The sequence below is a fragment of the Vibrio sp. 10N.261.51.A4 genome (assembly GCF_041471945.1).
Classification (GTDB): Bacteria; Pseudomonadota; Gammaproteobacteria; order Enterobacterales; family Vibrionaceae; genus Vibrio; species Vibrio crassostreae_C.
This window is the reverse complement of sequence record NZ_JBFRPJ010000007.1, coordinates 21,824-48,729: the sequence shown is the minus strand read 5'-3', so window position 1 is coordinate 48,729 and position 26,906 is coordinate 21,824. Positions and strand designations below refer to the sequence as shown.

General features: G+C 45.3%; 22 protein-coding genes and 1 pseudogene. 7 read left to right on the top strand and 16 right to left on the bottom strand.

Annotated elements, in window-relative coordinates:
• Nucleotides 1–41: 41 nt before the first annotated feature.
• The 6 genes from menE to AB4384_RS02780 all read right to left on the bottom strand — a co-directional run bounded on the left by menE (nt 42) and on the right by AB4384_RS02780 (nt 7,433).
• Nucleotides 42–1,478, bottom strand: coding sequence for an o-succinylbenzoate--CoA ligase (gene menE / locus AB4384_RS02805; RefSeq protein ID WP_017060172.1), 1,437 nt, complete (start codon nt 1,476–1,478; stop codon nt 42–44).
• Between the two features lie 64 nt (nt 1,479–1,542).
• Nucleotides 1,543–2,550 (bottom strand): o-succinylbenzoate synthase, encoded by a 1,008-nt coding sequence (menC, locus tag AB4384_RS02800; RefSeq protein WP_017060171.1) that lies wholly within the window; start codon nt 2,548–2,550, stop codon nt 1,543–1,545.
• A gap of 75 nt (nt 2,551–2,625) precedes the next feature.
• Nucleotides 2,626–3,492, bottom strand: a complete 867-nt coding sequence (gene menB / locus AB4384_RS02795; RefSeq protein WP_017064079.1) for a 1,4-dihydroxy-2-naphthoyl-CoA synthase — start codon at nt 3,490–3,492, stop codon at nt 2,626–2,628.
• Nucleotides 3,493–3,597: 105 nt separating this feature from the next.
• The gene (gene menH / locus AB4384_RS02790; protein WP_017065885.1) at nt 3,598–4,395 is read right to left on the bottom strand and encodes a 2-succinyl-6-hydroxy-2,4-cyclohexadiene-1-carboxylate synthase; all 798 of its coding nucleotides are present in this window, start codon (nt 4,393–4,395) and stop codon (nt 3,598–3,600) included.
• A gap of 9 nt (nt 4,396–4,404) precedes the next feature.
• Nucleotides 4,405–6,129 (bottom strand): 2-succinyl-5-enolpyruvyl-6-hydroxy-3-cyclohexene-1-carboxylic-acid synthase, encoded by a 1,725-nt coding sequence (gene menD, locus AB4384_RS02785; RefSeq protein WP_102320181.1) that lies wholly within the window; start codon nt 6,127–6,129, stop codon nt 4,405–4,407.
• Nucleotides 6,126–7,433, bottom strand: a complete 1,308-nt coding sequence (locus AB4384_RS02780; RefSeq protein WP_065583685.1) for an isochorismate synthase MenF — start codon at nt 7,431–7,433, stop codon at nt 6,126–6,128. The genes menD and AB4384_RS02780 overlap by 4 nt, the downstream gene beginning before the upstream one ends.
• A gap of 296 nt (nt 7,434–7,729) precedes the next feature.
• Between AB4384_RS02780 and AB4384_RS02775 the strand changes: the two genes are divergently transcribed.
• The 3 genes from AB4384_RS02775 to AB4384_RS02765 all read left to right on the top strand — a co-directional run bounded on the left by AB4384_RS02775 (nt 7,730) and on the right by AB4384_RS02765 (nt 11,277).
• Nucleotides 7,730–8,962 (top strand): pyridoxal phosphate-dependent aminotransferase, encoded by a 1,233-nt coding sequence (locus AB4384_RS02775; RefSeq protein ID WP_017060166.1) that lies wholly within the window; start codon nt 7,730–7,732, stop codon nt 8,960–8,962.
• Nucleotides 8,963–9,293: 331 nt separating this feature from the next.
• Entirely contained in the window at nt 9,294–9,878 is a 585-nt protein-coding gene (yfbR, locus tag AB4384_RS02770; RefSeq protein WP_017060613.1) for a 5'-deoxynucleotidase, read from the top strand.
• Between the two features lie 55 nt (nt 9,879–9,933).
• Nucleotides 9,934–11,277, top strand: coding sequence for an anti-phage deoxyguanosine triphosphatase (locus tag AB4384_RS02765; RefSeq protein ID WP_017060614.1), 1,344 nt, complete (start codon nt 9,934–9,936; stop codon nt 11,275–11,277).
• Between the two features lie 26 nt (nt 11,278–11,303).
• Here the strand turns inward: AB4384_RS02765 and AB4384_RS02760 are convergent, their stop codons facing one another.
• Nucleotides 11,304–11,903: a tRNA-uridine aminocarboxypropyltransferase gene (locus AB4384_RS02760; RefSeq protein WP_017060615.1), complete on the bottom strand. Its 600-nt coding sequence runs from the start codon at nt 11,901–11,903 to the stop codon at nt 11,304–11,306.
• 9 nt (nt 11,904–11,912) lie between these two features.
• Here AB4384_RS02760 and rrtA point away from each other — a divergent pair, with 9 nt between their 5' ends.
• Nucleotides 11,913–12,461, top strand: a complete 549-nt coding sequence (gene rrtA, locus AB4384_RS02755; RefSeq protein ID WP_372128847.1) for a rhombosortase — start codon at nt 11,913–11,915, stop codon at nt 12,459–12,461.
• On the opposite strand, the gene AB4384_RS02750 is transcribed toward rrtA, so the two are convergent.
• From AB4384_RS02750 to AB4384_RS02715, 8 genes and pseudogenes are all read right to left on the bottom strand, one after another.
• The gene (locus AB4384_RS02750) at nt 12,452–12,751 is read right to left on the bottom strand and encodes a ComEA family DNA-binding protein (protein WP_372128846.1); all 300 of its coding nucleotides are present in this window, start codon (nt 12,749–12,751) and stop codon (nt 12,452–12,454) included. The two genes, rrtA and AB4384_RS02750, sit on opposite strands and share 10 nt — an antisense overlap.
• 224 nt (nt 12,752–12,975) lie before the next feature.
• Nucleotides 12,976–14,841: a peptidylprolyl isomerase gene (gene ppiD, locus AB4384_RS02745; RefSeq protein ID WP_372128845.1), complete on the bottom strand. Its 1,866-nt coding sequence runs from the start codon at nt 14,839–14,841 to the stop codon at nt 12,976–12,978.
• Between the two features lie 218 nt (nt 14,842–15,059).
• Nucleotides 15,060–15,353: an HU family DNA-binding protein gene (locus AB4384_RS02740; RefSeq protein WP_012604504.1), complete on the bottom strand. Its 294-nt coding sequence runs from the start codon at nt 15,351–15,353 to the stop codon at nt 15,060–15,062.
• 168 nt (nt 15,354–15,521) lie between these two features.
• Nucleotides 15,522–17,873, bottom strand: a complete 2,352-nt coding sequence (gene lon / locus AB4384_RS02735; protein ID WP_017060619.1) for an endopeptidase La — start codon at nt 17,871–17,873, stop codon at nt 15,522–15,524.
• A gap of 132 nt (nt 17,874–18,005) precedes the next feature.
• Nucleotides 18,006–19,286 carry an ATP-dependent protease ATP-binding subunit ClpX gene (gene clpX / locus AB4384_RS02730; protein WP_009847283.1) on the bottom strand — a complete coding sequence of 427 codons (1,281 nt, stop codon included), beginning with the start codon at nt 19,284–19,286 and terminating at the stop codon, nt 18,006–18,008.
• An 81-nt stretch (nt 19,287–19,367) separates the two neighbouring features.
• The gene (clpP, locus tag AB4384_RS02725; protein ID WP_004736080.1) at nt 19,368–19,994 is read right to left on the bottom strand and encodes an ATP-dependent Clp endopeptidase proteolytic subunit ClpP; all 627 of its coding nucleotides are present in this window, start codon (nt 19,992–19,994) and stop codon (nt 19,368–19,370) included.
• A 105-nt stretch (nt 19,995–20,099) separates the two neighbouring features.
• Nucleotides 20,100–21,398, bottom strand: coding sequence for a trigger factor (gene tig, locus AB4384_RS02720; protein ID WP_017106221.1), 1,299 nt, complete (start codon nt 21,396–21,398; stop codon nt 20,100–20,102).
• A gap of 294 nt (nt 21,399–21,692) precedes the next feature.
• A pseudogene (locus AB4384_RS02715) lies at nt 21,693–21,875 on the bottom strand (hypothetical protein); the annotation flags it as partial.
• 163 nt (nt 21,876–22,038) lie between these two features.
• Between AB4384_RS02715 and AB4384_RS02710 the strand changes: the two are divergent.
• From AB4384_RS02710 to AB4384_RS02700, 3 genes are all read left to right on the top strand, one after another.
• Nucleotides 22,039–23,859 (top strand): ATP-binding protein, encoded by a 1,821-nt coding sequence (locus AB4384_RS02710; protein ID WP_017060622.1) that lies wholly within the window; start codon nt 22,039–22,041, stop codon nt 23,857–23,859.
• Between the two features lie 29 nt (nt 23,860–23,888).
• On the top strand, nt 23,889–25,238 hold the full coding sequence (locus AB4384_RS02705) for a sigma-54 dependent transcriptional regulator (RefSeq protein WP_102429104.1): 1,350 nt from the start codon (nt 23,889–23,891) through the stop codon (nt 25,236–25,238).
• A 78-nt stretch (nt 25,239–25,316) separates the two neighbouring features.
• On the top strand, nt 25,317–25,490 hold the full coding sequence (locus AB4384_RS02700; RefSeq protein ID WP_017060624.1) for a hypothetical protein: 174 nt from the start codon (nt 25,317–25,319) through the stop codon (nt 25,488–25,490).
• Between the two features lie 54 nt (nt 25,491–25,544).
• On the opposite strand, the gene AB4384_RS02695 is transcribed toward AB4384_RS02700, so the two are convergent.
• Entirely contained in the window at nt 25,545–26,906 is a 1,362-nt protein-coding gene (locus AB4384_RS02695) for a TRAP transporter large permease (RefSeq protein ID WP_017060625.1), read from the bottom strand.

Below are 26,906 nucleotides of genomic sequence, written 5' to 3'. Positions count from 1 at the left end.
CTAGTCACCGTGTATTGCGCTTCATTTTATTGCTCTTCGCTCTATTTAGAACGGGTCTGCTGTAACCACTGCGCCAATCCAGCGCGCGAAACCTTAATACCATGTTGTTCCTGCTGAGGCATTCGATAATACTCAATAGGAAATTTGAACCGTTCAAGACGACCAGTTAACTGCTCGATAAACCACTCTTTGGTTGGCAACTCAGCACAATCGACAATCGCTGCAGGTCGAAATCCGAACTCATCATCTTCAATGGGAACAATAAAAGCCTGATTAACCTCAGACAATTGATTGAGTACTCGCTCAATTTCTTCGCAATGAATGTTCTCACCACCAGAAATAAACTGGTTGTCGGCACGGCCAATAATCGACACTTGTTCGCCAAGCCACTCACCAAGATCTTTGCTATCAAACCAACCGCTCTTATCAACTAATGGCGTTAAGTTACCTTGATAGTAATACCCGGACGCGAGCGTCTCGCCACCAATAAAGATACGTTGTTCTTCAATTTTTAGCTGGCGATGGTTAAGGACAAAACCGGCGGTGCTGCCGGCATCAACGGGCTTCGCGGTCACGGTTGAAGCCGCTTCAGTCATGCCGTATCCAAGCCATGTTTCGATGCCCATTTGTTGAGCTTCGAGCCCAAGTGCTTCTGGTATATGACTACCACCCAAAAGTACATGCGTTAAAGTAAGTGCTTGCTTACTCTTTAACAATCGATGTAGTTGAGTAGCGACCAATGAAGCATGACTGCATTCTTCTATATCGGTTTCAAGCTGACCTGTGCCTATTTTGATGCAACCACCAGCCGCCAACCAACGATGAACTATCGCCAGCCCCGACACATGGTACATAGGTAAACTCAGTAACCACGTGTCACCTTGTTGATAACGAAACACCTCAAGCAGCCCTGACGCAGAGCATAGGTGCTGCTCAAGTGTATGAGCGACCGCTTTTGGGTTTCCGGTAGAACCTGAAGTGAATACGATGCTCGCTAGATTTTGCGGATTGAAATTGGATTCTTGAGGTGTCGTTATCTGCTCATCATCACCATCAAACTTCAGTTCACTTAGGCAAGGCAAGGTCACCAACTGAGTATTCAAATCGGCAGTCTCTGATTGCTCTATTCCGCTATTGCCCAAGAGCCAAAGGTAGCTCTGTTGATCTGCTTGATATAAGGAATCGAGCTTTTGCTTCAGGCGTAAACTAGGCTGAGGCATCGTAAACGCACAAACCACACCCAAATTGAGTGCGGCAAGATAAACAGGGATCACTTCAGCTTGATTCTTACCAACAATCGTCAGTACATCACCTTCAGATAGGCCTTGATGAGATAGCTGTTGTTGGTACTCACTAACCAACACAAACACTTGCTGCCAAGTATAAGTGCGGTGAGTGGTCACTAACGCTGGTTGAAGTGGGTTTTGCTGCGCCCACTTTACCCAGAGCGGGGGATGATTAGATTGTGGGCGCATCATATGATAACCAAAAATAGATTAAGAACTTGTTAAGCTAACTAAATAGCCATTCAAATAGCTCGGTCTAAGAAGACCAAATCAATTGTTGCTTTTCAAGCGTAGAGACAGGCAACTGACAGCCCGGCCAAGAAACCTCTAGCTGCTGCTTGAACAAGCCAATCGTATCCAACCCCGGCACTTCATTTGGCAAATATTGCTGCGCCAGACGAGCAATCTGAGTCAGACCTAGGCTCGACTCAATGCTTGAGCTCAATACAGGTTTCATTCCAAGCTTCTGTGCTCGCTCAATGATTGCCACGCAACGCTCGACAGAACCAATAAGAGTTGGCTTGATCACGACTGCTTTAACACCAGTAAGGTCGCTAAGATCAAATTCCGGGCTGCGCACCGCTTCTTGCAGTGTCTCGTCCCACGCAATCGCCACACCATGGTCAATGGCAAAGGCCAAACTGTCTTCTGGCTTTTGGCAAGGCTCTTCGATAAAGCTTATACGCTGGCGCATTGACGGCGAAATGTATTTAATGAATTGCTTCGCTTTCTCTGGCTTCCACGCACGGTTGGCATCAAGTCTTAGAGTCAAATCAGGGATCGACTCAAGGAATAAGCTAACCAACATGCCATCGCGAATCGCTTCGTAGAGGCCGACTTTCACTTTCGCGACCTTCTCGCCTACCATCTCATTCAATACAGGAATCAGTTCATCTGGATCGCCTGTACACAAAGGCGCCGCTTGGTAGTTACCTTGAGCGTTAAGATCGCCTCGCAATTCCATCATCGCCATTGAAAAGCCAAACGCGACAGAAGGATACAGCTCGTCGAAAGGCGTTTGAGGCTTATTGTGGCTCCAAAGCTCTAATTCGTGTTGAAGCTGAATGCCAGCTTGTTCGGCATCTTCTTGGCTAAAACCGGGCAAAGGCGCAACTTCGCCAAAACCAGTTTTACCATCACACTCAAGTTGGATGATATAGCCAACACGTTCGTTCAACTTATTGTCACGAAGAACCACACCACTATCCATAGGTAATTGATAACGGTAAAGTTTAGCGTGACGCTGAGAATTCACTGAGTTCATAAAGTTTCCTAAAAAACGGGGAACATCAAAACAAAACGAGCCGCTATTAGCGACTCATTTTGAAGAGGAGAAAGACTATGGATTACGCGGGAACTTGTCGAAGTCCGGTCGACGTTTCTCGTTGAATGCGTTGCGGCCTTCTTGGCCTTCCTCTGTCATGTAGAACATCATGGTTGCGTTACCAGCCAACTCTTGTAAGCCTGCTTGACCATCACAGTCAGCGTTCAGTGCCGCTTTCAAGCAACGCAGTGCCATTGGGCTGTGTTGAAGCACTTCACGACACCAACGAACTGTCTCTTTTTCTAGGTCAGCAACAGGAACAACGGTGTTTACAAGGCCCATGTCCAGTGCTTCTTGTGCATCGTAGAAGCGGCACAAGAACCAGATTTCACGTGCTTTCTTTTGACCAACGATACGAGCCATGTAAGAAGCACCCCAACCGCCATCGAAAGAACCCACTTTAGGACCCGTCTGACCGAACTGCGCGTTTTCAGCTGCAATAGTAAGGTCTGCCATCATGTGAAGTACATGACCGCCACCGACTGCCCAACCCGATACCGCTGCGATAACTGGTTTTGGACAAGTACGAATTTGACGTTGGAAATCAAGTACATTCAAGTGGTGCGTACCTGAGTCATCTTGGTAACCGCCGTAGTCACCACGGATACTTTGGTCACCACCAGAACAGAACGCCTTCTCACCAAGACCAGTCAAAATGATTACGCCAACTTTCTCGTCATAACGAGCATCAGCCAGTGCATTGATCATCTCTTTTACGGTTTGTGGACGGAACGCATTGTGCACTTGAGGGCGAGCAATCGTGATTTTCGCAATACCGTCATCAGACTTGTGGTATTGAATATCTTCATATTGACTGCTTTCATCGCGCCAGTTAACGGCTGCGTAAAGTTCTTCTTCTGTGATGCCTACTGTTTTAGCCATGATGATTCCCATTGTTCTATTAGAGAGCGCGACTAGCGTAGAGTCGCGACGGTGTTGCTCTGCTTTCTATAGCGCTTGATACGAGAGGTTCGCTCAGTCAGTTCATCAACGACTGGCGATACATTGGATGATCAGATTTGAAAACATCTCTGGTTGCTCAAAATGAACATTATGACCCGCGTAATCCACCTGACTATATTCAAAGCCACTATTCTCAGCTAGCTCCATGAATTTACGATCTTTTTCTCCACATACATAATGCAATAAATGCTCATGAGATTTCAATGTGGCACGTAAATCCGGTTGCTTAGCTAACGAAGTAGATAACAACATATTTGCTACGGATACTCCAAGGTTACCACTACGCTTTATGACCAAAGTTTGTCTTTGCTCATGATTTAGTGAAGAAAAGACGCTTTGTTGATACCAATCGTCTAAAACATCTTCAATCGACTGCTGTGCAAAGCGAACAGCCCATTGCGTATCGTGTACTAACCTTTGTGCTCTTTCTTCATCACATTCCAAGCCAAAGTTGCCACCTTCAATGATGACTTTCTCTAAGTTAAGAGTTTCGAAGCAAGGGCTTGTTACCCCATACATGGCAAGCCTTCCCCCCATAGAATACCCAATCACCACGATAGGATAATCGACAGGAAGATCGTTGAGAGCCAGCTGAGATGTGATGCACTGAACTATCTTGGTACAGCAATGATCAAAGCCTACAGGGTCGATAAACCGGCTTTGTCCGTGTCCGGGCAAATCTATGCAAAGACGAGGAAAGTCTTCGAGGAAGGGGTGGCATGCACTCCAATCATCCCCGCTTCCGAGTAAACCATGTAAAAAAACAAGCAAAGGTTTGTCAGAAGATTCTTGTACTGCTGGGTAATAATTGGAGTAAAGCATGTAAAGTCCTTAGGCTAATGCCTCGGTGAGCATTGAGCTGAATTGCTTCAGCAAAGTAGACGCTTGTTCGGGAGGCGTCTTAACTTCTACGAGCAAGGTACCCTGACCCTGTTCGAAATGTTGTTCGATAATGTTTTGATAGCAATTCAAAGTTTCTGGCGCCGCATAACCAAGTTGGAACTGCGCAGCAGCGTGTTCAAAACTGAAACCATGAGGCATTTGATAAAGTGACTGTTTCTGCTGCTCTGGTACCGGCAACAAGTCAAAGATTGCCCCACCATCGTTATTGGTAACCACAATAACCATTGGTGTTGTGCTGTGAGTAAGTAGCGCCAGCGAATTTAGGTCGTACAACAAAGAGGTGTCACCAATCAGCATCATCAAAGGATTCTGGTTGGCTTTTATCACTCCCGCAGCCGTCGCCACCAAGCCATCAATGCCCGATGCACCGCGGTTGCTGTAGACTTGAGTCGCAGAGATTGATGACAGCATATCCACCAGCCTTACCATCAAGCTATTTCCCACAAAAAGCTCTCTGCCCTTAAGTCTAGACGACAAGTCAACGGCAACGCTCAACTCTGTCAGTTGGTCGTTATTAGAGATTTGCGCCAACGCTAACTGCTGAACCGTATTCGCGACTTCCGCCAAAGATGCCGCCCAGCCAGCATGTTCTCCCAACAGCGTTGGTAGATGTTGCTCTGATAACCAATGTTCGATATCAGCGACAATATGAGTTTGAGGCAGATGATCTTGATTAATACGATGTGCATCTGGTGAAACAACGATGTACTGCGATGAACAAAATGTGGCAGCTTGTTCTTTTACCCATTGGTTAAGACGCTTAGATACGATGCGCTCACCAAACTGGATAATAAAATCACACTGACTAAGCTGTGCTTTGGCTGCGTCACTTTGCATCCATAAATCATAGTGTTTCCAGTCACTACTGACACCCGATTGAGGGTCACAGAATACTGGCCAGCCCAAAGCTGTCGCAAACTGCTTGGCTTTAATTGCGGCTTCATTCTCGATAGAACCAATAATCACTGCGCCTTTACGAGCGACATAATCACTTGCTGAGACAGGCTGAGCGATTAAATGACTGGGCAAATAAGTGTTCGAGTAAAGGCAGGTTGAAGCTCTCCAAGCTGCCACGCTCTTTGTATAATCCGCATACATCTCGGCGCTATTAGCGGAATAAAGCGGTTCTGGGAACGGACAGTTGATATGAATAGCCCCACCGACGCTGCGCTGTTTCGCCAGTGCGTTATCAACCGACGTCAAAAGCCAATTCAAAGAAACTTGTGTCGTTGGACTTGGAAGGTTTAGTGCCGTTTCAACGTGAGACGAAAAGATACCCTGCTGCTGAATCGCTTGATTGGCACCACAGTCGACTAAATCAATCGGTCGATCGGAGGTCAACAAGATTAGCTTTTCTCGCGTTAATCCAGATTCAGCGGTCGCTGGTAGAAGGTTAGCTACGGCAGTTCCAGAAGTAACAACCACCGCAACGGGTTTGTTGCTCGCTTTAGCTAAACCTAAAGCCAAGAAGCCAAGCCCGCGCTCATCAAAGTGCGTATGTAAGGTTAGCTTAGAGTTAGCTTCGGCTTCGAGTGTTAATGGTGTTGAACGAGAGCCTGGCGCGATGCAAACATGTTCAACACCGCTGCGGGCAAGCTCTTCAAGTAACGTGTGACACCAAACTCTATTTAATACGGCTTGGTCGTGATTCATGACGCGACACCCAATGGAGGGTGATCTGAAATTAAGCTAAGCAGAGTAGACATCTTCTTGTTCAGCTCTTGCCATTCATGTTCGGCAACCGATCCCGGCACGATCCCCGCGCCAGCAAACAGTTGTACTTGATCGTTTACAATCAAGGCGCTTCGAATCGCCACGCAGAATTCCGCTCGCTGATGACTGATATAGCCTACAGAGCCTGCATACCAACCTCGTGCAAACGGTTCGTGTTCAAGAATGAAATCCATCGCCTCTTTACGAGGTAAACCCGCCACCGCAGCAGTTGGCTGTAAGGCAGCAAGCAACTGCACACCATTAACGCCATTGTTGAGCTGAGCATGGATATTGCGCTTCAAATGCTGCACCTTACGCAAGCGCACTAGACGCGCATCCTTTTCAACATGGACCGTTTGAGAATGAGGAGTGAGACGCTCAATGATGTCGTCGACCACATACTGGTTCTCATTGAGGTTTTTGCTGTCTTGAGAAAGCCAGTTGGCCAGTTCCATATCCTCAGTAGCGTTCTCTCCGCGACCAATGGTTCCAGCAAGCGCCTCGGTATCAAGCTCCGTACCATGTCGGCTATATAAGCGCTCTGGTGTCGAGCCAATGAAACTGTGTTTAGAATCCAGCACCAACATAAAGTGGAAACTGTGGTGATTTTGCAGATAGCTGGCTTTAAGTAATTGAGCTGCGCAGATAGGCGCATCGAGTTGCAGTGTGGTTTTACGTGCTAAAACGACTTTTTTGTACTCTTCATCGCTAATGCCTTGCAGCACTTTATCGACAAGGTTGCCCCACTGCTCTCTTTCTGGAACGTGATTGATCTGTTCAATATGGGCAGACAAAGGCGCCAATATCGCGGCTTCTACAGAAAGCTTATTCAAAGCATTAATAGAAGAAACGCGATCAGGGGACAAATTAACCGCCAGCGACCAAGTATTGTCAAAGCGGATCAATTCAACCTGAGGAAGGAAGAAAAACGACTCCATGCAGCGACGGTTCTTTGCGGTGTGCCCATCAAACGAGCGTCCACCCCAGATTCGTTGGTCTTCACCAAGAATAGCGTACGCGGGTGCAGGATCTGAAAACGTATGTAACTGTCCGAGCGCAACAACCTCTTCACGAGTGTCGCGTGACTGCCAGTAGAACTTTGGAAAGAGCGGTTGAGCATGAAGCCATTCTATAAATGCAAACGATGGTTTTTGCGTTAGAACTTCAACACAACGAACTTCGCTTGCTTGGGCATTTTGTACTCGCTCAATCAAAGCGGAGATAGTTTGCTGGAAATGTGACAAATCGACCTCGTTCACATCTAAATTATTATTATATTAGTTTGATACTTTATGGGCAGTACCCACTTAGATCAAGAATGTACTATATCTTTTCAACATTCCTGTGATTTTAAGCGATCCCGCCCCTTTATTCATCTTAGCCAATAACCAAGAAAGCGATTAATTAAAATTTAGAAAAGAGTGACAACAAAAAGGCTAAACGTGATACTGAAATGCGACATTCATCAGATTTTTATTCTATCAAACGCCATTTTGCGGTACGTTAATAAAGTATTTAAATTAATTTCAGGAAATCGGCAATGCAAAATATCGGGATGTCGTCAAAACTCAACAGCGTATGCTACGAAATCAGGGGGCCTGTACTCAAACATGCTAAGCGCATGGAAGAAGAAGGGCATAAAATACTGAAGCTTAATATTGGTAACCCCGCCCCATTTGGTTTTGACGCCCCTGATGAAATCCTTGTTGACGTAATCCGTAACCTACCGACATCTCAAGGTTACTGCGACTCAAAAGGCATCTATTCAGCCCGCAAAGCGGTTGTTCAGCACTACCAGAAAAAAGGCCTACGTAACCTTGATGTAGAAGACGTTTACATTGGTAACGGCGCATCAGAGCTTATCGTTATGTCTATGCAAGCGCTACTGGATAATGGTGATGAAATCTTAGTTCCCGCTCCGGATTACCCACTATGGACAGCGTCTGTTGCGCTTTCTGGTGGTACACCGGTTCACTACATGTGTGATGAAGATGCTGATTGGTATCCAGATTTAGACGACATGCGCGCGAAGATCTCACCAAAGACGCGCGGCATCGTTCTTATCAACCCGAACAACCCAACAGGCGCGGTATACAGCCGTGATTTCCTATTACAAGTGGTTGAGATTGCTCGTGAGCACGGTTTGATCATCTTCGCCGATGAAATCTACGACAAAGTACTTTACGACGGTGCGGTACACACTTCAGTGGCAACGCTTGCTGAAGACGTATTAATGGTCACGTTCAACGGCCTATCTAAAGCTTACCGTGTATGTGGTTTCCGTGGTGGTTGGATGTTCTTAACAGGCCCTAAACACCTAGCGAAAGGCTATGTAGAAGGGCTAGAAATGCTGGCCTCAATGCGTTTGTGTGCCAACGTTCCGATGCAACACGCTATCCAAACCGCACTCGGTGGCTATCAGAGTATCAATGAGCTGATTCTTCCAGGCGGTCGACTGCTTGAACAGCGTGACCGTGCATGGGAACTGATCAACAAGATCCCTGGCGTTTCTTGTGTGAAACCGAAAGGTGCAATGTACCTGTTCCCTAAAATCGACACCAACATGTACAACATCAAAGACGATCAGAAGTTTGTACTCGACTTCCTTAAGCAAGAGAAGGTGCTATTGGTTCAAGGTACGGGCTTCAATTGGCCGAAACCGGATCACTTCCGTATCGTGACTCTGCCGCACATCGAAGATCTAGAAATCGCAATTGGTCGTTTAGAGCGCTTCTTACAGACTTACAGCCAAGACGACCTCATCGAAGGTTAATGAGCACAAAGAAAGATGGCTACAATTTGCTGTTTTAAAAGACTTTAACTTGTATTCATTCACTTCTATGCTTAAAAGGCTCCTGTTTAGGAGCCTTTTTTGTATCCGCTGTCTCGTATCCCTGTGCAAACACAAGATACGAGTGGAGTATTGTTTATACCAATCACAGTAAGTAAGTGTTCAGAAATAGCGTAGGGAAAAAGCTTGAGAACAAGGCAGAATTTTTCGATAAGTAGTTATTCTACAATCAAAAATTCTAACATAATTATCGAGTTTTTTAACAAGCTAGGATGACCAGTTATTTACTACGATTGGTACTATAAGGACATTTATGAAACAGAGCCATTTCTTTGCCCATCTCGCACGCATGAAGCTAATTCAACGCTGGCCCCTGATGCGTTCGGTATCAAGCGAGAACATTTCAGAACATAGCCTACAGGTTGCTTTCGTGGCACACGCCTTGGCACTGATCAAAAACAAGAAGTTTGATGGTCAGCTTAACCCCGAGCACATTGCTCTGCTTGGCATGTACCACGACACCAGTGAGGTACTGACGGGTGATTTGCCAACGCCAGTTAAATACTACAACCCGGATATTGCACAAGAGTATAAGAAAATAGAAGCCGCGGCAGAACAAAGACTGCTTTCGATGTTGCCAGAAGAGTTCAGAGACGACTTCGCCCCCTTCTTAATATCTGGTACTGCGAGTAAAGAAGAGCAAAGCATCGTCAAGCAGGCAGATACTATCTGTGCGTACCTGAAATGCTTGGAAGAGCTCAGTGCGGGCAATCATGAATACGAGCAAGCCAAGCGCCGATTGGAAGAGACACTCGAACAACGCAAAAGCCCAGAAATGGACTACTTTCTCACCACATTCGCACCGAGCTTTGAATTATCACTAGACGAGATAAGCTAGCTGGGTATAAGTTGTTTTTAATTAGCTAAATAAAATCAATTTGATAGGTGCTATTTTGAATTCTCAACTCGAACCACCCTTTGTACTCGAACAAGAATGGCAGCATCGAAATGACGATGAACATAAAATAAGACGGGATGACCACCGCAGCCCGTATCAGCGTGACCGTGCGCGCGTGCTTCACTCTGCTGCTTTCCGTCGCTTACAAGCGAAAACCCAGATCCATGGCACCACGGTCAACGACTTTCACCGAACGCGCCTTACCCACTCTCTTGAGGCCGCTCAGCTTGGCACCGGTATCGTCGCTCAACTGAAGAAAAAGCAGCCCGAATTTCGAGACCTATTACCCTCAGACAGTTTGATTGATTCACTGTGTTTGGCTCACGACATCGGTCATCCACCCTATGGACATGGCGGCGAAGTCGCACTCAACTACATGATGCGCGACCACGGCGGCTTTGAGGGCAACGCTCAAACGTTTCGCATAGTCACACAGCTAGAACCTTACACTGAACATCACGGGATGAACCTATCTCGACGCACTTTGTTAGGTCTAATTAAGTACCCTTCTCTGCTGAGTGAGGTTCAAGCTAAATTGCAGTCTGAACCCGTTAAGCATCAACGACAACTCCGAGCTAAAGATTGGATGCCAGCAAAAGGCATCTACGATCATGATGAAGAGTTGTTTAACTGGGTGCTTGAACCGCTTTCAAGCAGCGACCAACAGCTCCTAAAACAGAAAAGAAAAACGCATACCGAGCCACTTGAGCACAACAAGACCAAATATAAGTCACTGGATTGTTCGATCATGGAACTTGCTGACGACATCGCGTATGGCGTGCACGATTTAGAAGATGCGATTGTGCTTGGCTCTGTGACCAAAGCTCAGTGGGTCGAATCGGCTTACCCTCAACTGAAAGAGATGGCTGACCCATGGATTTGTGAACACCTAGATTCAATTACAGAGATGCTTTTCTCTGGTGAACAGTATCGTCGAAAGGATGCGATTGGTGGGATAGTCAACGCACTGTTGACCAGTATCTCGATTAAGCGAGTGGAGGCTAACTTTGAGAATGTACTGTTGGCTTACAATGCGGTGCTCGAGCCGAGCATGGACGGCACACTCGATAAGCTGAAACACTTTGTCAGCGAGTTCGTTATTCAAGTGCCACAGGTTCAGGTCATCGAATACAAAGGTCAACAGATCATCATGGATATGTTTGAAGCATTCAGCGCAGATCCTGAACGCTTGCTGCCACTGCCCATCAAGAAGCAATGGCTACAACATCAAGATGAGTCTCGAAAAATGCGCGTGATAGCCGATTACATTTCATCGATGACTGATGATCTTGCGCAGAAAATGCATCAGCAATTGTTCTCAGCTCATACCGAGTTTTAATTCCTGACTCACTTTACTAAAACGGCTTAATCTAAGTAGTTTTTCTCAAACACGCCCGGCGGCATTTGATTGATTTGAAACTGAATCATTTGGTCAAATGCCGTTAGCAAAGGGCTAAAGTCGCCATCACGCTCTAACAAGCTAAGTAAATGATAGCCAGCTTCAACGGTTGAAAGGCTATTTTCACTGGGTGCTTTGCGAATTCGGTAATTACCCTTGAGATCTTTCGGTAAATGAACCGTGTTCAACGCATGCAAGTTACTCGATACTTGCCACATCTTGAATGCTTTCTTCCACGTGCCATCCAATAAAATCACACGCAGCTTCTTATTGGGAGATGTCGCCGACTCAACTGAAACAGAGTTTTCGCTTGGGTATAAAATCACATGTTGATACTGTTCATCGCACAACAATGCGTTGAGTTGTTCGTTGTCTGAAAAGTCTTCGCCAACAAACGTCACGCTGTTATTAAGAGATAACGAGAGAATACGCGCTGTTCCCATCGGACGATGCTCTTCTGATGGGTGCTGAAGAATGATAAGCTCAACATTCGATTCGAGTGGTGTAACCCACTGACAAATACAAGCTTTCAAAGCCTTGCTGCATTGGGGGCAATAACGAGACATGGATTTAATGTGTACCCTGTTTTAATTTTCATTTCACTTTTATGCGTCTTATTCCAATTTGAGCCAATACAAGCTTGGGTCGTTTGGGATAGCAATGCGATTGCCGATGGGCAATGGTGGCGAATCCTAACAGGAAACTTTTCACATACCAACTACTCGCATCTTCTGATGAATCTAGCAGGCTTGTGGATCATCAGCTACCTGTTTCAACCGAGTAAAAAACAGCTTGTTGTTGCTTTGCTTATGATCAGTTTAGTGACTGGCGTCGCTCTGTTGTTTTCAAGTATTCAGATCTACGTTGGCCTATCGGGCACTTTGCATGGGTTGTTTGGCTTATTCGCGCTCAGAGAGGCTTTAAACGGCAGGAAGTCTAGTTGGCTGTTAGTATTCGGATTAGTCGCTAAAATCGCTTGGGAGCAGCTTATTGGCCCTTCTAGCACGACTGGTGAACTGATTAATGCTCGTATCGCGATTGAAGCCCACCTAGCAGGTGCATTGGCCGGAGGCTTCATATCTATCGCTTCATTTCTAACAAGTAGAAAAACGGGTCAAAGTTGAATTCTTTCGCGGTTCTTTTCAACCGTCGCTTCACCTATCCCTTTGACACTCACCAACTCATCAGCAGTAGTAAATGCCCCGTTCTGATCTCTGTAATCGACGATTTCTTTGGCTTTCTTGTCACCCACGCCAACCAATAGTGCTGAAAGTTCTTCTGCCGTCGCGGTATTGATGTTGACCGTAATCTCAATGCCTTCGTAAAGCTCAGCCTTGGTTGGGCTGTCTGCAAACACGGCAGGGCTTAAGAGCATCAGAAATGAAAGAATTAGTGTTGAATATATCGTGCGCATAAATAGTTCCTTTGTTCAAAAAACGTAACTTATGCATTTGCCGCGCTAGATAACACAATCACCAGATAAAAATAAAGCGGATCACCTAAGTGACCCGCTTCGTTATACATCTTATTTTCATCAGCTTGTTTGTTGGCTCACAAATCTGAATTAAAGCCTAACAATCACGTATTGATTTCAGTAGTAAGCTCTAACTTGAGCTTGCTACTGAGGTAATCAAACGCTTACTGACCTTGACCCACTACGTAGTATTCAACGTCTGCGTTTTTACGAAGTACGTTTAATACGTTAGTCAGGTCTTGCTGGTTACCAACTCGCTCCAACTGTGCACCAATTTGAGTGCTGTAGGCTGGGTTGATCTCAGCCGTTACTTTAGAAAGCTCAACAACAACGATATTACCGTCTTGGTCTTTAGATTGACCGAACACAGCTTGACCTGCTTCTGGTTTCGCTAGAGCGAATACAGATGCCGCTAATGGCGAGTTACGGTCAATCGTTTCAAGTTCAGTGAACTCAAGGTTGTTGTCCGCTAGTACTGCTTCATTGCCTTGCTCAAGTTCGTTCACTAGAGAAACACCTAGCTCAACCGCTTGCTGCTCTGCTTGTACAGCAGACAGTGCAGCGACAACTTGATCTTTCACTTCAGCTAGAGGAAGAACTGTCTCATCACGAGTCTCTTCTACACGAACAACAATTACGTGCTCAGGTGCAACTTCGATAACTTCCGAGTTTAGACCGTCTTCTTTCACTTCAGGGCTCAAGATAGCTTGCATAACTGCAGGCGTCATCAGAACTTCTGGAGCGTCAACTTGAGAGATGAAATCTGTCGTTGTGATCTTCGCGTTGATAGCTTCTGCAGAATCATCTAGAGAATCTGGGAATTCAAACGCTACTTTTTCTAGCTCAGTTTGTTGCTCGTAGAACTGATCAACTGCGTGTTGGTCTAGAAGCTCTGTCTTAATCTCTGCCGCTACTTCAGTGTAAGGCTGAGCTTGAGACGCTTTTACTTCGTCTAGCTTGATGATGTGGTAGCCAAAATCAGATTTAACTAGGCCAGTAGTATCGCCAATATTCTCAAGAGCGAAAGCCGCGTCTTCGAATGCTGGGTCCATAACATCGCGTTCAATCCAACCTAAGTCACCGCCAACATCTGCACTACCGAAGTCGTCAGATTTCTCTTCCGCTAGCGTAGCAAAATCAGCGCCTGCATTTAGCTCGTCTAGGATTGACTGAGCTTTCGCTTCGTCATCGCCTTGAACTAGGATGTGGCTAACTTTACGTTGCTCTTCAGTCGAGTACTTGTCTAGGTGCTCTTGGTAGTATTTCTGTGCTTCTTCATCGCTTACTTCAAGCTGAGACTTAAGTGCTTCAGCTGAAAGCTCGATGTAAGACACCTTAGCTTGCTCTGGACGAGTGTAAGCTTGAGGGTTCTCAGAATAGTACTGTTCGATTTGCTCGTCAGTTAGTTCGATGCCTTTCGCTAGATCAGCAACAGACAAGGTCACTGTGCGAATGTCACGAGTTTGAGCAATAAGTTTGCTTTGCGTATCGATTTCGCCTTGAAGAACAAATTCACTGCCTTGAAGCGCAGTCACAAGCTGGTTACGCATTAGGTCACGACGCATGTATTCAGCGAAGCTTTCTGCGCTGAAACCTGCACGACGCAGTGCTGATTGGTAAACTTCTTGATCAAATTGACCAGCAGTTTGGAACTGAGGCATTTCTAGAATCATTGTACGGATTTGAGAATCACTGATTCGTAGGCCTAGTGACTCAGCTTGCTGCTCAAGTAGAACATCATTGATCATGCGATCAAGTACTGATTTACGGAAAGACTCTACGTATGCAGGGTCTGCAAGCATTTGAGCGAAGTAATCGCCAAGTTGAGACTGCATACGATTACGTTCGTTTTGGTAAGCTTGTTCGAACTCACCACGAGCAATTTCTGTGTTGCCAACTTTAGCTGCTGCGTTGTTACCGCCACCGGTGATGTAGCTGCCTACACCTGCGAATACGAATGACAGGATAATCAACCCAAGGATAATTTTTACCGCGATGCTATTCACGCCTTCGCGTAATCGATCCATCATAATTTAAGTGCTCTCCGGATATGAAGCATTGGCTTCAAAATAAAAATCTATTCACGCGATATTATCAGAAAAAGAAATGCGCATCAGTAGGATGCGCATAATTTAAATAAGTTCAATGTGCTTTGTACACATACTGTTTAAGAATGAAACATCATTTTTCAAACAGTAAACGCATTTTACTGCCTTCCCCTCTTAAATGGAGGTTTCAGCAGTGAAAATTAGTTACATGCGTCTTTAAGTGCTTTACCCGCTTTGAAGCCAGGTACTTTAGCTTCTGCGATTTGGATCTCTTCACCAGTCTTTGGGTTACGACCTGTACGAGCAGCACGAGTACGAACACTGAAAGTACCAAAGCCAACAAGTGCAACTTGGTCGCCTGATTGTAGCGTTGTGCCAACTGCTTCGATGAATGCGTCTAGAGCGCGGCCAGCTGAAGCTTTAGAGATGTCTGCGTTTTCTGCGATTGATTCTACTAGTTGTGTTTTATTCACTGTTTTTCCCCTATGTGTCATCTGTGACTACTTCTGATGACTGTACGTTCCATTTTGGTTTTAATTTAGCCGCAAGCCTTATTGCAAAAGGGCTGCCGCTTTGATCAATAACTTAGCGTCCAAAAAAAAAGCTGACAAGCCTTTTCGGGCCTATCAGCGTAATTCTTTACTTATTTTTGCTATGCATCACTATTTTTTCACGTCAAACTCGACCCCTGACGGATCTCGTTCTAGCGCGACTTTGAGTACTTCATCAATCCACTGAACCGGGATCACCTTCAAGTCAGCGATTACGTTGTCTGGAATCTCTTCCAAATCACGCTCATTGTCTTTAGGGATCAGTACAGTTTTGATGCCGCCACGGTGTGCAGCAAGCAGTTTTTCTTTCAAGCCACCGATAGGTAAAACTTCACCACGAAGGGTAATTTCACCTGTCATACCGACCTCTGCTTTAACCGGGTTACCCGTCAAGCTAGAGACAAGTGCAGTACACATTGCGATACCCGCACTCGGGCCATCTTTCGGTGTAGCACCTTCTGGTACGTGAACGTGAATGTCACGTTTTTCGTAGAAATCTGAGTTGATACCCAGTTTTTCAGCACGAGAACGAACCACTGTCATTGCCGCTTGAATCGACTCTTTCATCACGTCGCCAAGTGAGCCAGTTTGCGTTAGCTTACCTTTGCCCGGCATTGCTTCGGTCTCGATAGTCAGTAGATCACCACCCACTTGAGTCCACGCTAGGCCTGTTACTTGACCGATACGGTTGCTTTCATCCGCTTTACCGAAGTCGTGGCGTTGAACACCTAAGTACTCTTTCAGGTTATCAATGTTAACCGTTACAGACTTAAGATCGCTGTCTAGCAAGATGTTCTTCACTGCTTTACGACAGATCTTTGAGATTTCACGCTCTAGGCTACGTACACCCGCTTCACGCGTGTAGTAACGAATGATGCCGATGATTGCAGAGTCTTCAATCTCAATTTCATGAGGCTTAAGACCGTTGCGTTGAACTTGCTTGTCCAGTAAATGGCTCTTAGCAATGTTCAGCTTCTCATCTTCTGTGTAACCAGATAGACGAATCACTTCCATACGGTCCAGTAGAGGCCCAGGAATGTCCATCGAGTTCGATGTTGCCACGAACATAACATCTGACAGATCGTAATCTACTTCTAGGTAGTGATCGTTAAATGCGTTGTTTTGTTCTGGATCTAGAACTTCTAGAAGTGCTGAAGATGGGTCGCCACGCATATCAGAAGACATCTTATCGATCTCATCTAATAGGAACAGTGGGTTCTTAACACCAACTTTAGACATCTTCTGGATCAGTTTACCCGGAAGTGAACCGATGTACGTACGACGGTGACCACGAATCTCAGCTTCATCACGAACGCCACCAAGTGCCATACGCGTGTACTTACGACCCGTTGCCGCAGCAATCGAACGACCTAGCGAGGTTTTACCTACACCAGGAGGACCAACAAGACAAAGGATTGGGCCTTTTAGCTTGTTGATACGGTTTTGTACTGCCAAGTATTCAAGAATACGTTCTTTAACACGCTCTAAGCCGTAGTGGTCTTCGTTTAAGATCTCTTCCGCTTTCGCTAGATTCTTTTTCACTTTTGAACGCTTAGCCCAAGGAACGCCCACCATCCAATCAATGTAACTACGTACTACTGTTGCTTCAGCAGACATTGGCGACATCATTTTCAGTTTTTGCAGTTCTTGCTCGGTTTTTTCACGAGCTTCTTGAGGCATCTTAGAGTCTTCGATCTTCTTCTTCAGAGTCTCGAATTCATCAGGAGCGTCGTCCATCTCGCCAAGTTCTTTCTGAATCGCTTTCATTTGCTCATTCAGGTAGTACTCACGCTGAGATTTTTCCATTTGCTTCTTAACGCGGCCACGAATGCGTTTTTCAACTTGCAAGATGTCAATTTCTGACTCCATTTGGCCCATCAAGAATTCCAGACGTTCAGTCACATCTAAGATTTCTAGAACGTGCTGCTTGTCTACCAGTTTAAGTGGCATGTGTGCAGCAATCGTATCAGCAAGGCGAGCTGCCTCATCAATACCGTTCAGAGATGTTAGAACTTCTGGTGGAATCTTTTTGTTCAGCTTAATAAAGCCTTCGAATTGATTGATCGCGCTGCGAACAACCACTTCTTGTTCTTTTTCGTCAAGTTCTGAGGTTACAACGTATTCTGCGTCCGCTAAGAAAAACTCACTTTCTTTGAATTGGTGAATTTTTGCACGCTGCTGACCTTCGACAAGCACTTTAACAGTACCATCAGGGAGCTTTAGTAACTGAAGAATGGTAGCGACAGTACCTACTTTAAATAGGTCGTCAATTGAAGGCTCATCAGTGTCCGCTTCTTTCTGCGCTACAAGTAGTACTTGTTTGTTAGCTTCCATTGCCGATTCAAGGCAAGTAATCGATTTTTCACGACCAACAAACAATGGAATAACCATGTGTGGGTAAACCACTACATCACGTAGAGGTAGCACGGGGATTTCGATACGCTCGGAACGTTCCAAGTTCATATATTTCTCTCTTCCGCTTTAACTTATAAAGCAGTATATGGGGCTTAAACGACTGGATTCAATGGAAGAATAAAAAAAAGGAGGTAATTGCTTACCTCCTTTTTCAATTTGAGTGACTTGTCTAAAAAAGACCTACTCTGCAACAGCTGCTTGGTTATCTGAGTTGCTGTAAATCAATAGTGGTTCTGACTCACCATTAATTACCGACTCATCAATCACAACCTTGCTTACATCAGTTGAAGATGGCAGTTCGTACATAGTTTCTAGTAGAACACCCTCCAAGATAGAACGTAGACCACGAGCGCCTGTTTTACGGTTCATTGCTTTCTTAGCAATTGCACGTAGGGCGTCTTCACGGAATTCTAATTCTGTATCCTCAAGCTCAAATAATGCTGCGTACTGTTTTGTCAGTGCATTCTTTGGCTCACATAGGATTTGGATTAGCGCTTCTTCATCAAGCTCTGTCAGTGTTGTTGTCACAGGTAGACGACCAATGAATTCTGGAATCAGACCATACTTCACTAGATCTTCAGGTTCTACTTGAGTGAACAATTCACCGATAGTTTTGGTTTCGTCTTTTGAACGCACTTCTGCGCCAAAGCCGATACCTGAACCTGTTTCTACACGTTGTTCAATCACTTTATCTAGGCCTGCAAACGCACCACCACAGATAAATAGGATCTTAGACGTGTCCACTTGCAAGAACTCTTGCTGTGGATGCTTACGACCACCTTGAGGTGGAACTGAAGCAACTGTACCTTCAACAAGTTTTAGTAGAGCTTGCTGTACACCTTCACCAGACACGTCACGCGTGATTGATGGGTTTTCAGCTTTACGAGAAATCTTGTCGATTTCATCGATGTAAACAATGCCGCGTTCCGCTTTCGCTACGTCGTAATCACATTTCTGAAGCAACTTCTGGATGATGTTTTCAACATCTTCGCCCACGTAACCCGCTTCGGTTAGTGTTGTTGCATCAGCCATAGTGAAAGGAACGTCTAGGAAACGAGCCAATGTTTCAGCAAGTAGTGTTTTACCACTACCAGTAGGACCGATAAGAAGAATGTTACTCTTACCTAGCTCTACGCCTTCAGCTGTCGTGTCACCATTACGTAAACGCTTGTAGTGGTTATAAACTGCAACTGCTAGCACTTTCTTCGCGTATTCTTGACCGATTACATAGTCGTCAAGATGCTCACGAATCTCACGCGGCGTTGGCAGCGATTCCGATTCTTTCTTAGGAAGAACATCTTTAATTTCTTCACGAATAATGTCGTTACAAAGATCGACACATTCATCACAAATGTAAACAGAAGGACCTGCGATTAACTTGCGAACTTCGTGTTGGCTTTTGCCACAGAAAGAGCAGTAAAGCAGTTTACCGCTACCACCCTCTTTGCTTTTATCTGTCATTCGCTAACCTCTTAGCCTTAACTCTCTATGCTTGAGTGTATATCAATTTGAATCACTTTGCGTTAAACAATTGCCCTGCAATTATTGACCGCGGTGATTAAGAACTGAATCCACTAAGCCGTATTCTACTGCTTGATCAGCAGACATGAAGTTATCACGATCTGTATCGCGCTCAACAACTTCTAGAGGCTGCCCCGTGTGCTCTGCCAATAGTTTGTTTAGCTTTTGTTTGATCGTTAGGATCTCTTGCGCGTGAATTTGAATATCAGACGCTTGGCCTTGGAAGCCGCCAAGTGGCTGGTGAATCATTACACGTGAGTTTGGAAGCACGTGACGCTTACCAGGAGTACCACCCGCTAGTAAGAATGCACCCATAGAGCAAGCTTGACCCATACATACTGTGCTCACGTTTGGCTTGATGAACTGCATTGTGTCGTAGATAGACATGCCTGCTGTTACGCTACCGCCAGGTGAGTTGATGTAAAGATAGATATCTTTGTCTGGGTTTTCTGATTCCAAGAAAAGCAGTTGAGCCACGACAAGATTTGCCATGTGGTCTTCCACTTGACCTGTTAAGAAAATGATACGTTCTTTTAATAGACGAGAATAAATATCGTAAGAACGTTCACCACGGGAAGTCTGTTCAACCACCATAGGAACTAGTGCGTCCATAATCGATGGCATTGTATTTTTTTCTTGGTAGCTCATATTCTTATGTCCCTAAAATAAATGGCCCGAATGATTAAATCATACGGACCATTGTTAGCAGAATTGTTGACCGTACGTCAACCTTCTACGTCAGATATTACTATATTAAGCAGGTTGCTGATTCATTAGCTCGTTGAAGCTAACTTCTTTATCAGAAACTTGAGCTTTAGCGATGATTGCATCAATAGCTTGCTCTTCTAGAGCAACATTGCGCATGTTGTTCATCATTTGCTCGTTTTGCTCGTAGTAAGCAATAACTTCTGTTGGATCTTCGTATGCTGTAGCCATCTCTTCGATGATAGCTTTAACTTTCTCGTCGTCAGCTTTTAGCTCTTCAGTCTTGATTACTTCACCAAGAAGAAGACCTACAACTACGCGACGTTTAGCTTGCTCTTCGAACAGCTCACGTGGAAGTTGGTCAGCAGCTTCAGTGTTGCCACCGAAACGTTGAGCAGCTTGTTGACGTAGAACACCGATTTCTTGATCGATAAGAGCAGAAGGTACGTCGATGTTGTTTTCGTTAACTAGACCGTCGATAGCTTGCTCTTTGATGCGGTTCTTAACAGCTTGCTTAAGCTCACGCTCCATGTTCTTACGAACTTCAGCTTTAAGACCTTCAACGCCGTCAGCAGCACCGAACTTAGAAACGAATTCTTCGTTTAGTTCTGGAAGTTCACGAGCTTCAACTTTGTTCAGCTTGATAGAGAACTTAGCTGCTTTACCTTTTAGGTTTTCAGCGTGGTAATCTTCTGGGAAGTTTACGTCGATTTCGAATTCCATACCTGCTGTTTTACCAACGATACCGTCTTCGAAGCCAGGGATCATGCGACCAGCGCCCATCTCTAGTGGGAAGTTCTCAGCTTTGCCGCCTTCAAACTCTTCACCGTCGATAGAACCAACGAAGTCGATAGTTGCACGAGAACCAGCGTCAGCAGCAGCTTCAACTTCAGTCCAAGTAGCTTGTTGCTTACGTAGAGTTTCGATCATCTCTTCAACGTCAGCTTCTTTAACTTCTACTGCTGGTTTCTCAACAGTGATGTTTTCTAGACCTTTCAGCTCAACTTCTGGGTAAACTTCAAAAGTTGCGTTGAATACTAGGTCAGCGCCTTCGTTGTTTTCAACTGGTGCGAAAGTTGGAGCGCCAGCTGGGTTGATTTTCTCTTTAACGATCGCTTCGATGAAGTGACGTTGCATTACTTCGCCCATCACGTCTTGACGTACTGCTTTGCCGTACATTTTAGCAACCATCTTCATTGGCACTTTGCCTTTACGGAAACCATCGAAACGACGGTTTTTCGCGATGTTGCGTAGTTCAGCTGTAACTGCATCTTCGATGTTAGCAGCAGGAACAGTAATATTAAGACGGCGCTCTAGGCCTTCTAGCGTTTCAACAGTAACTTGCATTATATAAACCTCAAAACTGGCTCAGTAATCTGAGCATATGAGCCGTAACTTAGCTTTAATTCAAAAGCCGACGTTGTTGGCTGCATCCTTGTGTAGTGCTCTATCCGAACACCTAATTTAAAATCGAGCATTGATGTCTGAATTGATTATTCAACCAAACACCAGACTAATCAGCGATATCTTCGTTCTTCACACGTCGATTAAAACGCAATAAAGCTTGTTTTCAGAAACAAGAAAGGTATCTCCGATTAGCCTCAGGACAGAAATTTTAGACGCGACATTCTAGCGATCTGTTTAATCTCTGTCGAGCCGTTCACCTCTGCATGATGATGAATGCTCTAAATTCGTCCAACTAAGTGATACAAAAACGATCAAATCATCACTTAGCACAACAGAAATGGGGACAATAGCGACTTTTTCAAGGGAATCGAGGGCTTTTTTTGCTAAAAACCTTAAAAAGAGATCTTGCTCTTGTTTTACCCCTCAGAGTCGATAACTTTTTCAACAATCCCCGTTACAAACCCTTAACCTACATCCATCTGTTCACTCTCTGCTTTCAGCAAAAACTACCGCTATTTGCTACCATAAACGAGAGAAGACAGGCTTGATTGTTTACCAAAGAAATCAGCGGAGAGCCTTCATGTTTCAAGCTTTTAAAATCCCAATACTGTTAATGGTCACATACAGTTTACTGATGGTGTTTGGCGGTCATTGGGTGTGGAGCACGAGCCATGAAAGTTTGTTAAATGATCATCAATCTAAGCTGGACCGCTTTTCTGTTCATATTTCAAGCCAATTGGATAAGTTCGCGCACATTCCCGAGCTGCTTTCAAAAGACAAAGAGCTGGTCGATGCCCTGCACTCTCCAAGTAACTCTGCGCAAATCGAACTCACTAATCGTTATCTAGAGCACGTAAACTCGGTGATTCAAGCATCCGACACCTACCTACTAGACAGTATCGGCACCACCATTGCAGCCAGTAACTGGAATCAACCGCGTTCTTTTATTCGTCGTAACTTTGCTTTCCGCCCCTACTTTCAAGAAGCGATTATTGGCAATGAAAATCAATATTTTGCGCTAGGTTCAACCTCTGGAAAGCGAGGCTATTATTATTCTTACCCCGTCTCCTATGCCGCCGAGATTATTGGCGTCATTGTCGTAAAGATGGATTTATCGCTGATTGAAGCAAGTTGGAAAGGCAAACAGAGTTTTTTTGTTGCTGACGATAAAGATCAAATTGTATTTATGTCGAGTAACCCTGAGTGGCTGTTCAAAAGCCTTCAGCCGCTAAGCGAAGTACAACACACTCGAATTCAAGAAAGCAGGCAGTATCTCGATACAAAAATAGAAAGCCTGCACTTCTCCGGCGATTTAGACAGTGCCACCAGTCGTATTGAGTCGCCACACAAACTCGTCCAAGAGCAGTTCTTTAGTTCTTCGCGTTTCCTAGCCGAACCAAGACTCACCATACGGGTATTTTCTCCAACCCACTTAGTTTGGTGGGACTTGGTTGCATACCTTGTGGTTTTGAGCCTAATCTTTGCGATTATTTATCTAACAATGCAGCTCAACCACCATAGACAACAAAGACGAGCACAGATAGACAGGCTGCAATCCGAAGCCAAGCAAAAACTCGAATTTCAAGTGCTTGAACGTACATCGGAGTTACATGTTGAGATCAAACACCGTATCGAAACCGAGCATGTTCTGAGGCAAACCCAAGACGAGCTCATCCAAGCCGCCAAACTAGCAGTGCTAGGGCAGATGTCAGCGAGCATCAGTCACGAACTGAATAACCCGCTTGCCGCGATTCGCAGTTATGCCGACAACGGCCGATTGTTTCTTGCCAAAGAAAAAACCGATCGTGTCGATGACAATCTATCGCGAATCTCGGCACTCACTGATCGTATGGCGAAAATCAGCCACCAGCTTCGCTCGTTCGCCAAAAAATCTACTGCAGAAGAGCTACACACCTTACAAATACTCCCAGTTTTACATTCATCGAAAGAGCTGATGAAGCCACAACTCAAGAGCGAGCGAGTTAAGGTCAACGAACTCCCTGAGACCTTTGATGCTTGCGTGCTCGCCAACGCCATTCAACTGGAACAGGTGATCATTAACCTGCTGACCAACGCGATTCAGGCGGTGGAACAACAAGATGACAAACAATTAGCTATTCTGTTAGAGATTAGAGAGTCCGACCATCAACAAGCCAATACCTTGCTAATTCATGTCGATGATAACGGCCCCGGCTTCACCTCCCCTTCTAGCGGAAACTTTTTTGAACCCTTCCATACCACCAAGAAAAACGGACTTGGACTTGGGCTATCGATTTCTCAACAAATAATCAACGGAATAAATGGCAAGCTCGTTACCGGTAGTAGCCCTCAAGGCGGTGCTCGAATCAGCATAGAGTTGCCCCTTGTTGGACATGAACAGCAAACAAAAACTCAGCAATAACCAGAATACAAAGAAGTAAAGGAATCACTATGTGTCACGTCTATTTCATTGATGATGAATCCGATCTAAGAATGGCGATTGAACAGAGCTTCGAGCTCGCCAACATTGATGCCGAATTCTTTCCCGACGCGGAGTCTGCTCTGCTCGCGATTCAAGAAAACGGCTTACCTCACGTGATCATCACTGATATCTGTTTACCGGGTCTATCCGGGCATGATCTGCTCAACACCGTAATGCACAAAGACAAAGAGATCCCTGTGATCATGATTACTGGTCACGGCGATATTTCAATGGCCGTTCAAGCCATCCAATACGGCGCCTATGACTTCATTGAAAAACCTTTCGCTAATGAACGCCTAGTCGAAACCACTAAGCGAGCGATAGAAAAACGTCAGCTCACCCTCGAGAACCTTGAGTTAAAACGTTCACTTAAAGCCAGCCAAGCACTTGGCCCAAGGATCATTGGTGACACGCAATCAATGACGGAGCTGCGGTCTATCATCACTCACGTTGCCGATACCAATGCCGACATATTGCTATTTGGCGAAACAGGCACTGGCAAAGAATTAGTTGCACGCTCTCTGCATGAACAAAGCAGCAGGCGAGAACAAAACTTCGTCGCAGTCAACTGCGGCGCAGTACCTGAAAATCTGATTGAGAGTGAACTGTATGGCCATGAGAAAGGGGCATTCACTGGCGCAGAAAGCAAACGTGTCGGTAAATTTGAATTTGCTCAGGGCGGAACTCTATTCTTAGATGAAATTGAGTCCATGCCAATGCAGGCACAAATTCGCCTGTTGCGCGTCTTGCAAGAACGCGTCATCGAAAGGGTTGGGTCTAATGGTTTAGTCCCTCTAGACATTCGAGTGATTGCGGCAACTAAAGTCGACCTAAAGAAAGCCGCTGAAGAAGGCACTTTCCGCCAAGACCTCTATTATCGACTCAATGTTGTGACCTTAGATTTACCGCCGTTAAGAAGCCGACAAGAAGATATCCCAGCACTCTTCCACCACTTCCTACTGGTCGCTGCGGCGCGTTATGGCAAGACTGCCCCTGCCCTTCCACAAAAGGAGCTGCACGCACTTTTGGCTCATGATTGGCCGGGAAATGTTCGAGAATTACGTAATACTGCAGAGCGTTTTGTACTTTTAGGTAAGCTTTCTCACTTATCAGACAGCGCCACTGAAACTACTCAAGAACTGTCTTTGGCAGAATTGGTATCTGACTTTGAAAAAAATACGTTGAAGCAGGCACTTATTGAATGCAATGGCAGTATAAAAGAGACCATGGAGAGGCTGCAATTACCGAGGAAAACCCTCTACGATAAGATGCAAAAGCACCAGCTAACGAAAGAATCTTATAAGGTAGAACCAAACTAAATTAGATTTGGGAGCAAGATCACCTATACTTATTTCGACAACAGGATGTTATGCAATAAATATAATAAGGAAGTGGTTATGGGTGAGAAAACAAAAGTGCCATCGATTACCGATACTTTCGAGATAGATGGTATTTTTTATGCTGACAATCATGTCGATCTACACACGCCAGAATTAGAGGCAAAACGCGCTTTGTATGAGCAGATAAAGCCTCATTCAAATCGTGGCAGAAATATAGATGAGGAGGTCTAGCGACCTCCTCATTTTTTATGGATTAAATTCCATGTCAGTGAATGACTCAAATAGCTACTTGGTTATGATCTCTGGTCCCATCAAGGTGGTTGGTAACCATGTTGATACCCAAGGTACGTAAGTGACGATAATCAGGAATAAGAACATCACCCCAACCCACGGCAATGCGGCTTTTACCACGTTCATCATCGACATCTTCGCGACACCTGCGGTCACAAACAAATTGAGCCCGACAGGCGGCGTTATCATCCCTATCTCCATGTTCACCACCATCATGATACCTAGGTGAATTGGGTCGATACCGAGCGCAATTGCAATTGGGAATACCAAAGGAGCAACGATGATCAGCAAGCCTGATGGCTCCATGAACTGCCCACCAATCAAGAGTAAAACGTTTACTACAATCAAAAAGGTGATCGGACCCAAGCCCGCAGATAGCATAGACTCAGTGATCATTTGAGGAATGCGTTCTTCGGTCAGTACATGCTTAAGAATCAGAGCATTGGCAATGATAAACAGCAGCATGATCGTCAGCTTGCCTGCATCGTAAAGTGTGTCTTTGGTGTCTTTATGGAAAAACGTTTGGAACACCTTAACCAAAGCAGGCTTTGTATTGTTCTTGTCAGCGAAAGGCCCCATATCTTTATAGATAAAGTTGGCAATGAAGAAGGCATACACCGCAGCCACTGCCGCCGCTTCTGTCGGAGTAAAGATGCCGCCGTAGATACCACCTAGAATGATGACAATCAGCAGCAAGCCCCAGCTCGCATCTTTCGCAGCTGCGAACATCTCGCCCCAGCCCACAAATGGCTGTGCCGGAATCTTCTTAATACGTGCTGCGATGTAGATAGCAATCATCAACATCACACCCGCCAGCAAACCAGGAATAACGCCACCTAAGAACATACGACCTACCGATACATCGGTCGCAGCCGCGTAAACCACCATCACGATGGACGGCGGAATCAAGATACCCAAAGTACCCGCGTTACAGATAACCCCTGCCGCGAACTCTTTTGAGTAACCGTTTTTGATCATACCTGCGATAACGATACTACCGATCGCCACTACCGTTGCAGGAGATGAACCAGAAAGGGCTGCGAACATCATACATGCCACAACCGACGCCATCGCCAAGCCGCCGCGGAACCAACCTACCATCGCGATAGCAAAACGGATAATACGTTTCGCCACGCCACCAGTAGACATGAAGCTAGAGGCCAAAATAAAGAAAGGAATCGCTAAGAGTGTGTAGTGGCCTGCAAATGCATTAAACAGCGTTTGTGCGACTGAAGCTAATGACGCATCTGAGTGCATCAATAAGAATATTACGCTCGATAAACCGAGGGAAATTGCAATTGGTACACCGACCAACATGAAAGCAATTACCATTAAAAATAGAAATAACATTGCCAT